This window comes from Bacillus sp. NEAU-242-2, from assembly GCF_027853835.1.
In the GTDB taxonomy this organism is placed as follows: domain Bacteria; phylum Bacillota; class Bacilli; order Bacillales; family Bacillaceae; genus Bacillus; species Bacillus velezensis.
On sequence record NZ_JAPNNY010000001.1, the window covers coordinates 519,128 to 532,247 of the forward strand.

The 13,120-nt window shown below is 43.8% G+C and carries 2 protein-coding genes; both read right to left on the reverse strand.

Annotated elements, in window-relative coordinates:
* Positions 1-29 precede the first annotated feature (29 nt).
* Entirely contained in the window at positions 30-7,409 is a 7,380-nt protein-coding gene (locus OWN49_RS02010; protein WP_176283304.1) for an SDR family NAD(P)-dependent oxidoreductase, read from the reverse strand.
* A complete protein-coding gene (locus OWN49_RS02015; RefSeq protein ID WP_176283303.1) occupies positions 7,409-13,120 on the reverse strand; it encodes a type I polyketide synthase in 5,712 nt (1,903 codons plus the stop codon). The genes OWN49_RS02010 and OWN49_RS02015 overlap by 1 nt, the downstream gene beginning before the upstream one ends.

Below are 13,120 nucleotides of genomic sequence, written 5' to 3' on the forward strand. Positions count from 1 at the left end.
TTTTACAAAGTAAAGAAACAGAGCAGGTGCTACTCTGTTTCATCAATAATTTCAAGAAGCCGTTTTTTATTCTGTTTGATTTGTTTTTTCCGATTTGAATCCGGCCAGTACTCTTTTCTGACAAACTCGGCAGGCGGCAGCGGAGTTCTGACGGAATGATATGAATCATCCAGGCCGCTTACCAAAAGGTGGGCGTTTGTTCCGCCAAAACCGAAAGCGCTGATGCCCGCTCTCCGTTTTCCATCCTTCCAGCTTCTCAGTTCTGTATTCGGATAAAAAGGCGACTTTTCAAATTCAAAGCGGGGATTTGGCGTTTCACAATTCAATGTAGGCGGAATTTCCTTATGCCATATTGATAAAATCACTTTAATGAAACTTGCCGCTCCGGCAGCGCTTAATAAGTGTCCGATATTGGTTTTTACACTTCCTACTCCGCAAAATTGCGTTTTGTTTGTGTCTCTTCGGAATACTTTTGTCAGAGCCTGAAGCTCAATCGGATCTCCAATCATCGTGCCTGTGCCGTGAGTTTCGACGTAGCTGACTGATCCGGGAGTGATATCGGCTTTTTCAAATGCATCTTGAATAACCTGCTCTTGAAGCTTAGGATTCGGAGTCGTAATTCCCATTGTCGCACCGTCGTTATTAATAGCTGATGCTTCAATGATACCGTATATCCGATCTCCGTCAGCTTTTGCTTTCTCCAGCGGTTTTAACAGAACAGCGCCAAAACCCTCTCCGGGTACAAAGCCGTTTGCCCTTTCATCAAAAGTAAAACACTGACCGTCCGGCGAAAGAGCTCCTCCTTCTGTTAACATCAGGTAAGGAATTTCATCCAAAAGCAGATCCGCCCCTCCTGCCAGCGCCATTTCTGAATCACCGTTTTTTATGCTTTGGCAGGCTAAATGAATGCTGACTAATGAAGAAGAACAAGCGGTATCAGAAACCATGCTTGGACCGTGAAAATTAAAGAAATGCGACACATGTGAAGCAATAAAGTTTTGACTAAGCCCGACGATGTGGCTGCTGCTTTCTTTCGGCAGTTTGTGACCGTAGCCGCCCATTCTGGAACCGACAAATACGCCGACTTTTTTTCCCGATAATTCTGTTTCTTCATAACCGGCATCCCGTACAGTCTGTACACTCGTTTCCAAGAAATGTCTTATCAGCGGGTCCGTTTGGATGGCTTTCTCCTCTTCCATGCGGAAATACTCCGGATCGAAGCTGCCGATTCCATTGATAAATCCTCCCCATTTGCTGATGCTTTTTCCCTTTTGCTGCACCGGAGAGTAATTTTCTTCTATATTCCACCGGGAATCAGGTACTTCTTTAATATGATTCTTCCCTTTTCTCAGATTGTCCCAAAATTCCTCTTTATCAGCCGCGCCCGGAAACTTACATCCGATTCCGATAACAGCTATCTTTGCAGAGGAAGGCGTCTGCGGTTCTGTATCTCGGCTCGTCACAGACTGCATATCATGCTGATTGCTGCTTTGAGAATCAGTCTGTTCGATTTGTTTTTTCAACGGCGGCGCCGTCTTACCGATATATTCCGCAAGACCATGAATCGTGTTGTGTTCAAGAAGCACAGTAGGGTCGATTTTTTTCTGAATCATTGCTTCTATACGATGTATAATGCTGACAAGAAGTATAGAATCCACACCGTATTCCTGAAAATCCGTATTTGGGTTAAGCTTTTCAAGGGGTATGCTCAATTCCTCGGCAAATATGGCAGAAAGTTCACTGACAAGCCCTTCTGAACGATCAAAAGTGCCGGGAGTCTCCTGTCTTCGGGCTGGAAATGAAGCCTTGCCGGTTTTATTGATGTTCAGGAGACTGTCTGCATGAAACACTGTTCCTTTTTTCACGATAGGAATGATATTGGCCGATTTTTTCTCCAGTGCATGATACAAAATCGCCAGTCCTTCCCGCGTGGAAAGAGAGTCCAATCCCAATTCATCATATAAAGGACTCGTCACAGTCCCCATTCCGACTTCTTTCCAGCTCGGCCAATTGATGGACGTGAAATACGTTCTCCCCTTTTGAAAATGATAAGCCGCGAAATAGTCCATATATGCGTTTGCAGACGCGTAATCAGTCATTCCTTTCGACAGTTTGGGTGACTGTGCTGCAATTGATGAAAACAGAATAAAGAAATCCAGCGGCCTATTATTAAAAATCCGCTCCAAATTCTGAAGTCCAGTGACTTTCGGCCCGTACACCGTCTTAAATTCACTCATTCTTTTATGAATAAAGGCCGGATTTCCGCCGCTGTGCAGTCCTGCACAGTGTATGACACCGCTAATATCTTTAAATTCAAGGCTTACTTGGTGAAAGAATGAACGAAGCTTCTCTTCATTTGTGAGAGAACCGCTGTAATACAGATAGTCGACACCTTTCTCTTCAAAACTTTGAAACAGTTTTATATTGCTGACTGTCTTTTCGTCCTGTCTGCCCTCTTTCAGCAAATGATCCCATTCACTTCGCAAAGGTAATGGACGCGTACCCGTCAGCACGAGTTTTTTCACTCCCCGTTTCACCAAATCTTCAGCTATTGCTCTGCCAATGCCCCCTGTCCCGCCGGTAATGATGATGGCTTTATCCGCAGGAAATGAAACCGGCCCGCCGGTATGGATTCTTTCTTCTTCAAAATACGGAACATACCTGACGCCGCTGCGGTAGCATACTTCATTCTCTCCGGTACATTGCGCCCTTTCAATCTCAAAGATTTGTTTAAGCTTATGCGTTTCTTTCATGCTGTCTATATCTATTGTTTTCACATGAACAAAGCCGTATTCCGCAGAAAGGGCTTTCAGAAAAGCCGCTGATTCTGCACCCGTCAGCTTTGGTTTTTCCGCTTTAAATACCTGCAAGCCATTGGTGATTTGTAAAATGGATAATGGTGTTTCCTTTTTACTCCGCTTAATTATTTCTTGTATAAATAAGAATTTACCATATGGGATGCCGTTCTGATTGTCACTCTGGTTTCCGATATCTGAGAAATCAAATATATTTTCGACCTGCCGCTCACCGCCCGAGAAGATCTCACGGATAACGTCGTATGCGTGGTTTTCATCTAATAAAGAACACTCAAACATTTGATCAGAGTGTTTTATAAATGAAGAGTGATGTTTTATGACAATCAGATTCTCCTGATCTATATCCGAACAAATGGTGCGGGCAATTGATTCTGTGTCTTGATTCACAAATACAACTGTCAGTCCGTACTCTTTTGTTTCGGAAGGATTTACAAACGGATTCTCCCTCCATTTTTTTTGCAAGTGATGTTGAAAAGAATGCTGAGGGATCTCTGTCCTCTCAGTCCTGGACGGAACCCAATAACGTTCTTTTGCAAACGGATAAGTCGGAATTGAGATCCGTTTACCCGGCTGCTGTAAATGTTGATGAACGGATTTCCAGTCGATATCCGCCCCCCAAACCCATAATTGAGCCAGCTTTTCCGCTTCACCGTTCTCAATAATGGTCTTTACAAACAATTCACCTGCTCTGCCTTCCGTTAACGCCTTCATTTTTTCAGCAAATGCATCTGATTGCTGATTAACATATACGCCTGGAACTTGCTTGTCACCGCGGCAAAACTCAGATAATTTATCTTTCATTTCTTTAAGAGAGGTACCGGTAATCGCCGCTCTAGCCTCCATCGCTTCTCTGCCCGATTGTGTAGTGTATGCCAGATCCCGTAAAACGACGCTTTCCGATTGGCCGCCTTCCATCACTTCATTCGGGAACATGTTTCTTATCGCTCCGGCATATTCCTTCAGTAAGTATTCAGTAACCGCTTGAATAGAGGGACAATCCGTTAATTCATACATCGTGAGTTCAATATGAAACATTTCGTTAATAAAATCCGCCATCCGGCTTAATTCCAAAGGCCCTACGCCAAATTCACTCAGGTGATCAGAAATATTAATTTCTTCTGGATGGATATGAAGCAATTCCGAAACAAACGGTTTGAGTACTTCATTCACCTTTTCTTTCATATCAGGCTGTTTATCCTTTACTTCAGGACTTAGTGAACGCTGAATAAAATCTTTCATGTTTTCGGCATACTCAAGAAGACGTTCATTGTCTTTAGCAGATAACAGGACAATATGCGGTTCGTTCTCAACATGTTCTGTTGAGACGTTTGTTTCTTCATATTCTTCTATAATGATATGAACATTCGTTCCTCCGGCTCCGAATGAGCTGATTCCCGCTCTTCTCGGAACAGTTACTGTTTTTCCGTTTTCCTGCAGTTTCGGTTTCTTCCAGTCTTGCAATGACCGCTGTACATAAAAGGGAGATGCTTTAAAATCAATATTTGGATTCAACGTCTCCGCATGTATGGAAGGAAACAGTTTTTTCAATTTCATTTGCAAAAGAACCTTTGTCAAACCGGCAATTCCCGCTGCGGCCTCAAGATGACCGATATTTGATTTGACAGAACCGATTGAACAATATTGAGTGTGCTCCGTAAATTCCCGAAACGCTTTTGTTAATCCGGTGATCTCAATCGGGTCTCCCAGTGCGGTTCCCGTTCCGTGAGCTTCAATATAACTAATTGTACGAGGGTCAATACAAGCTTTCTGAAGCGCGTCCTGTATCAGTTCAGACTGACCATTTGGATTAGGAACCGTAAAACCGTTTGTTCTCCCTCCGTGATTGACCGCTGTCGCTTTAATCAGCGCATAAATATGATCTCCGTCCCTTACCGCTTCCGCCGCCGGCTTTAAAAGTACGGAGCCCACTCCTTCTCCCGGTACATAACCGTCACCGCCCTCGCCGAATGTACGGCATCGGCCATCACTTGCAAAGAAGCGGCTTTGATTTAATAATGTATATTTATTCGGATGAAGTGTAAGATTGACCCCGCCCGCAACAGCAAGTGTGCTTTCCCCTCTCCGTATACTTTCACAGGCTAAGTGAATGGCGTTAAGAGAGGATGAACACATTGTATCCACCGCCATACTCGGCCCCTTAAAATTAAAGAAATACGATATTCTGTTTGCTATTGCAGAAAATGGAGACCCGACGGCCAGTTCATTTCCTTTAAGTGATTCTTCAACGCCGAAAAATTGATAGCTTCCATATGTGACGCCTGCAAATACTCCGACCTTTTTGCGGGTCAGATCTGAAGGTTTATAACCCGCATCCTCTATGGTATTGTACACTGTCTCTAAAAAGAGACGTTCCTGAGGATCAAGAAAAGCCGCTTCTTTCGGTGATATCCGGAAAAATAAAGGATCAAACCGGTCTGGATTTTTCAGAAAACCTCCCCACTTATAGCAGCTTCCCTCGAGCATTTCCTTCCGGTCATCAGGAATTTCGCTTACGCAATCCCGTCCATTCATCAGCACATTCTGGAACTCTCTGATGTTTTCCGCACCCGGGTATCTGCCGCTGACACCAATAATGGCTATATCAGCAGAAAGGGGATCGGCCGCAAAGTGCTCTTTTGAATCTTCTCCTTCAGAGCGTGCCGGCGCTTTTGTTTCCACCGGTTTTCTTTTTTGCTTTTTTTGATATGAAACAAGTTCAGATTTGCCGGCCGGGTTCAGCAGTTTCATCATTCGTTCGCTGTGATGACTCAGGAAATATTCGGCTAACTGCGATATTGAATGATATTCAAAAAATAATGTTTTCGACAATCTGCCGATACTTTGCTCCAGCTTTTTGGTCAGACGCATGATCATCACTGAATCAATGCCGTATTTCTCCAGGTATTGTTTTTCATCTATGAGTGAGGCCGGTAATTTCAATTCCTCTGACATTATATTTTTTAGATAACTGATGATATTTTGTCTTAATTCATCGCTTTGTAAATCGGCATCTTCCTGCTGGTATGAATGTAAGCTGATTGTGCCGGCACGCTTCAGCACATCCTCAATCTTTTCTTTTCGGCCTTTCAGGGCAATCAGCTGTTCAGATGATTGACACAAGCTGTTCTCCAGAGCCTGTATTCCGTCACTGTCATCTAACGGGTCAAGGCCGAGTTCCTGTTTCATGTAGGATATTCCTTCATCGTCAATATTCATACCGCCGGAAGTCCATAGCGGCCAATTGACTGACACCACCCTTTCGGCAGACTCTTTTGCGGTCATAACTGCTGCATACTGATCCAAAAAGGCATTGGCGAAAGCATAGTCACATTGGCCGGCTGATCCGAAGACTGCCGATGTGGATGAAAACAAGACAAGTAATTCAACTTTCATTTTTTTGATTTCTTCCGCCAGCCAGAGCGTGCCATAAACTTTCGAACTTGTGACTTGATCGATTTCTTCTTTTGTCTTTCTTAAGATAAAAGAGTCACGGAGTACGCCGGCACTGTGAAATACTCCATGTAAGGTGCCGAACTGCTCTTTTGCAAAAGCAAACATCCGTTCAGCATCACTTTGTTTTGAAACATCAGATCGGATGTATTCAATTGTTGAACCTGAGCTTCTTAAATATTCGATCTTTTTTTTCTGCTCTTCAGTTAAATCAGAGCGCCCTGTCAATATGAGATTCGCTTTCCATTTTTCCGACAGATGTTTTGCCAGTATATAACCGAGACCGCCCAGGCCTCCTGTAATCAGATAATTCCCATGATGTTTCAGCGGCTGGGTTAAATCGAATGAGCCGGCTTTATTATAGCTTTTCGTAAAACGTCTGCCGTTTTCATAGCGCACTTCAAAATGGATATCCCGTTTTTCGTCACACTCTCTCTGATATATATCAGCTATTGCTGGAAGAGCGGCTCCCGCACCCTCTGAAAGAGTGATATTGATAATCTGATAGTGAAAATTGGGGTGTTCCTGGTGAACGGTTTTCACCAATCCGCCGAGAGCATGATGCAGCGGCAGTTGTTCTTTATTCTCAGTTTGAAAAACATGCGTCAGTTTTAGTATCTTTTTCCATTTTAGTTCAATCAGCGCCTGTGTAATATACAGAAGAGAAAACAATCCGTTTTCCAATTGTTTCTGTATACCTCCCTTACTCATGTCAGCCTGAGAATCAGACCACAAGTGAAGAATCTTTTCGGGCGTCTGATAATGATCATGAATGTATCGGAACAGCTTTAGATAATCGTCTTTTTTCACGTGGTTCATACAAATCGTATCATCATGTAAAACAGTAAATTCTTTTCCGCGGATGACAAACAAGAGAGTGCAGTCCTTAAACAAACCGCTCAATTCTTGTATTTGCCGTTCATTTTCTGCAAAAATCAGGAGCAATCCCGTCAAGGGTACGCTCTTCGTACTCGGAATGAACGATTCAGTCCATTCCGGCTTGTAATATAAAAGCGGATGGTTCGATGCCCGTGATTTTTGATTCTGAATGGATGTCACACGGGCATAGCCTTCGTCAGCCGACATTTGTCCTGTTTGAATCAGATCAAGAATATCGCTGATTTGTTCACGTTTTCCGTTCATCATTCTTCCCCCATTAATTGTTTCAATACAGCCTTCTGATCAATATCATTGGTTTCTAATTGACGCAGGAGACGAATGAGTTCATCGTCCGTCTGAACAGTGTCTTTTTCATGACCATATCTGAATCTCACATCTCTGCACTCCGCCAGAATGCTTCCGTTTCCATCTGTAAATGTCATATGACACGTTACATCACGGCTGTTCTGCCGGTTCTCTTTTTGAGTATAGACGTAAAAATTTTGAGCGAGAGGCTGATAGACATCCGCCGCTCCCATTCCGATCAATTCCGGGAAGGTTTCTCCGCTGACAAAAAACGCACTGGCTTGAATCGCGGACTCAAGCGCTTCAGGTGAAATCGTAAAATTTTCTCTTTTTGCATAAAGCTCATCCGGCATTGAATGAAGCGACAGCATTCCGTAACTGTTTTTCACTGATTCTATGACAAAAGGCGCTTCAGCCGGATGTTCAGTCATTTCTGATTTGACTTCAGCAATATCTAGCGCTTCAGGAAGCATACCGCTTTCAGGCTTAACCATATGCGCATTTCCCCTGGCAAGACGTACTTTATTCTCATTTTTTGTGTTTGCATATATGTCAAACCGCGCAAAGTCACGCTCAGGCGTCAGCGTAATCATCAGTTCCCGTATATCAGTCATCCCGTTCATGCTTTCGGTCCACAATAAATCGGTCAATGTTTGAACTGGTTGTCCAAATGCCGCCGCTGCATTGACGATAGCCATTTCAGCCAAGGATGCGTAAGGGAAAAAGGACACGTTTCCTTCAGACAGACTTAGTGCGAACGGATGATTACGGCTGATTTTTTTCGTGAAACTGAACTGATTAAAATCGGACGTGTTACTCCCCAAGAAAGGGTGACCCGTCTTACTCACATCCGCTGAAACAAGTGCTTCCCCTTTTTCCGCTATCCAATACCGCTGTTTGATCAGCGGTTGTCCCGGAATAGAAATCCTGCGGGCATTCCGATTCACCTCAAAAGTCTCCCAATCTATCTTTCTTCCGTTTACCCATTTGGATGCTGCTTCGGCGTAATCTGAACAAACGTGAGGCATTTCATTGTGAACTTCTGATTCGAATGTATTACCGGTATAGCTTAAGCTGCTTTTTTCACCCCTGGTATAAGCTGAAAGCTCTTCAGCAATGACCTGCCCGGAATCTGCCACTATCGCCAGCCGTTCTTCCATATGATCGCGTCCCGTCTGAAGTGTATAGGCAATATCCTGAAGACGCAGTTTATGATTGTTATCCTTCGATTCATTTTCTGATAGAAAATCAGCCATAACCTTCGCATATTTTATCAGCCGTTGTTTGTCTTGAGCCGATAAAACAAAGATCACTCGGCCGCTTTGATGATCAAAAGCTTTTGGCGGCTCATACGCTTCCAATATAAGATGCGCGTTTGTTCCTCCTGCCCCAAAAGCGCTTACCCCGGCTCTCAAAGGATGAACAGCATGGCTGTTTTGCGGAATATTCCATTCAGCCGCTTTCCGCTGCACTTGAAAAGGAACCTGATCAAAATCTATAAACGGATTAACAATATCGGAATGCAGAGAGGGAACAAGCTGCTTATTCTTCATTTGGAGAAGCACTTTCGTTACCGCAGCGATTCCTGCCGCAGATTCTAAATGTCCGATATTTGATTTCACCGAACCGATGGCGCAAGGATGGTTCAATTGATAGGAATCTTTCAGTCCTTGAATTTCAATCGGATCGCCTAATGACGTCCCTGTTCCATGCGCTTCAATATAATTGACGGTGTTCGGATCAATGTCAGCTTTACGAAGCGCTTCTGAAATGACCTCCGCCTGTGCATCCGGATTCGGTATGGAATACCCGCTCGTCTTTCCTCCATGGTTAACGGCGCTTCCCTTAATCACGCCGTATATTTGATCTTGATCTTCTATTGCTTTTTTCAATGGTTTTAACAATACGGCTCCGACTCCCTCACCGGGAACGTAACCGCTTCCGTCTTTTCCAAAACTCCGGCATCTGCCGTCACTTGATAGAAACTGTCCCATGCTGAGGAACTTATATTTATTCGGATGTATTGACAAATTCACTCCGCCTGCTAATGCCATATCGCTCTCTCCGCAATGTATGCTTTGGCATGCGTAATGAATAGAGGTTAGTGATGAAGAGCACATTGTATCCAGAGCCAAACTCGGACCTTTTAAATGAAAGTAATAAGACACCCGATTGGCAATTGAAGAATAGACGGAAGCCGGCGAGAAAGCCACTCCGTTTTCTTCTCCTTCAAATAGTTGATATTGGCCCCACATTGCACCGACAAATACACCGACTTTCATCTTTTCCAGCATGTTTCTCGGGTACCCTGAGTCTTCAAAACAATTTTTGGCCGTTTCTAAAAAGAGCCTTTCCTGGGGATCCATAAGTTCTGCTTCCCGTGGGGAAATATGAAAGAAAAGCGGATCAAATTGATCGGCACCGCTGATAAAACCTCCCCACTTGCTGTAAGACTTCCCTTTCATATCTCTGTCTTCGCTGAAGAAATCATCCATATTCCAGCGGTCAGGCGGGATTTCTGTAATACAATCTTTTCCGCTCTTTAAATTATCCCAAAATTCAGGTAAGTCTTCGGCCATGGGATACTTTCCGCTTAATCCGATAATGGCAATGTCTTGATGCCTTATATCAGCCGTTTCATTTATTTGGATCTCACGGCTTTCATCCTCCATTAAGGTATCTTGAAGTGCAGATTCCAATTTTTCTTTGTCACCTTCAAACACGATCAGCTGTGATGCGTTCAGAGAGAGTGAATCTTGAAAAGCTTTGATCCCATTGGTTTTACTAAGAGGAACCATACCGATTTTTTGTTTCATCCATTTTTCAGTTTGTTTATCCACTTTCATGCCGCCGTCTTCCCATAGGGGCCAGCCGATGGCTACTGAGACGCCGGAGCGTTCTTTTTTCCGCCTCATTCCTTCACGCCACTCAGCGAAAAGATCGATGAACCTATTGGCCAATGCGTAATCCGTCTGTCCGATATTCCCGTACATCGAGCTGCTTGATGAAAACATCACAAAGAAGTCCAAAGGTTCGGTTTGCAGCAAGCTGTCCAATAAGACCGTCCCATTTATTTTCGGAGCGATCACTTCCTGAATTTCATCTTTTGATTTTTGAATCAATAAAGCGTCGTGCGTCACACCGGCACTGTGTATCACACCGTTGATTTCTCCGAATTGCCTTTTAATGGTTTTTATGATTCGCTCTGCATCGCGGCTATCTGAAAAATCTCCTCTTATATATTGAACCGAAGAACCGCCTGCTTTCATTCGCCTGATTTTGTTCTTTTTGTCTTCCGTCAGTTCAGAACGGCCCGCTAAAATAATATTGGCTTTCGTTTGCGCTGCGATATGTTCTGCAAATATAAGGCCTAAGCCGCCGGCCCCTCCTGTAATCATGTATACTCCGTTTTCTTTAAAGGAGAAACTTGAGTTTTGAGCCGGTTCTGCTTCCCGTAAGGCACGGACCCAGCGCACATTTCCTTCATAATAAAGATCGGTTTCTCCCGGATGCGCTTCAGTTGATTCGCATCTGATGATTTCAGCTGTAAGAGCCGGCAACGATGACTTGTCTGAAACTGATATCCCGATTGTCTTAAGGGCCAGTTTCGGGTTCTCAAGCAAAATAGACTGCCCTGCGCCATGGACTGAAGCGTAAAGCGGCTGATCATTTTTATGATCCGCCGGATAAAGGAAAAGCGATACAACCTTTTTTTCCGCCTTGCTGCGCATCAATGCCCGGCTGAAAAAGAATAGCGGGTAAGCCCCTTTAGAAAGCTGTTCACTTATTTTTTCCGGGCCGGCAAATGATCCTTCCGGCCACCCGTAAACCACGGTGTCGGGCATTTGCCCCCTTTTTTTCAGATCAGCTGCAAGCCTGTCAAAGTGAGCTTCCTCCCTGTGGTCTATCTCATAAACACCGTCTCTATGATAGGAGAAACGATTCCCTGATAAAACGAGAATGATCTGTGTATTTTCGAATCCATTTTCAGCATTTTCCCGCATAAAATGAAAAAGCTCTCTGTCATATTGAAACAGCAGACATGTTCTTTTCTTTTTATTTCCGCAATGCGGGTCCCAAGCGGCAGCCTTTTGTCTCCAATACGGCGTTAAATAGGTCAGAGCCGTATGATTCTCTCCATGATGAAGAGGGAGGTCTTTTTCAACGGAAGTCTTTTCGCCGCTCTCCGCAAAATAATTTGCAAGTTTTTGAATCGTCGGATACTCAAACAATAAAGTAGGATACAGTTCCCTGCCTGTTTTCTCCTCCAATGCCTTTACGGCTTGCATAAGTGTGACGGAATCCAGGCCTTGTTCATAAAAACCTTTTACCACAGAGAGTGTTTCAGGGGCAGTCCCTTTGATGTCTGCGATCAGCTGCTGAATGTTTCCTTCTGTTATAAGAGCGGAAAGATTTTCGTTCTTACTTTCTTTCATGTCAGGCAGTTCAGCCGGTTGATTTTGCGTTAAGAAATAACTGGACATTTTTTGATTTTCTTTAATATACGCGGCGAGTTCCCGGATCGTTTTCTGCTCAAACAGGAGTGTAGGATACAGCTGTTCCCCTGTTTTGTTTTCAAGTTCTTTGACAATGGCAAGCAAAGAAGCGGAATCCAGGCCTTGTTCATAAAAACCAATGTCTGTCCTTATGTCACGCAGATCTAGATTTGAAACCCCGGATATTAATTCTTTAAGGTGTGTCTCAATGCTTTCGCTTCGATCTATGATGGAATCTTTTCTGATCAGGCCGTCTTTTGGCTGAGAAGCCGCTTCAGTTTCCAAACGAGTCTGCTTCAGGTTTTCAATTAAATCTTTTGAGCGAATATGTTTCACAGACAGCCGCGTAAAATAAGCGATCATCTCCCCGTGTGCATCGTACAAACCGTAACTGACTTGGATGACATCCCCTGAATCATGATGTTGGTCTTGCTTCTCTATGTACACATAACACCTGTCTTCCAGGCGCTTCGTCATACGGAAAGATTCAATATGAATGGGAATATACGTTTTCATCCGGCTTGCCGGAGATCCTTGTGTAAAATATTCGGGGCATGCCTGATAAAGGATCGATATGATGGTAGACGCATCAAGAAAAGTGGGATGTAATTGAAAATAGCCGGTATATTGTTTGGCAATTTGGCTGAGCGACAACTCTGCAAGTACAGAATGATCAGACGCATAAACCTTCCCCAGACTCTTCATAAATTCAAAATGCTCTATATCAACCTTTTTTAAATAGTCATAACATATCTCCATATCGGCTTCACGGACGGAGGCATGTTTGATTTCATCGATATGAATTGAACTCATGCTTTCCGGGAATTTCTGCATGAGCCTGCAGTTCATATTCTCATCCCAGCTTTCATCCAGAATGCGGTCATCTTTTACCTTTCTGCTCTTCGCCTGGATTTCCCATCCCTGTTCCAATCCCTGAAAACGGATGCGGATTTCTCTGTCAAAGGTATCCGATGTTGCTACAGGTTCCAAATACAAAATATTCTGACACTCGAGTTCTTCAATAGGCAAACCTTTACTCAGCGCCATACGGTATATCATATCTAAAAATGTGACACCGGGTATAATCCGGGTGCCATGCACCCGGTGATCCCTGACAATATAGTCCGTATGTTTAATTGTTAATGTGAACTGATAGTTTTGATTACTGGCCAC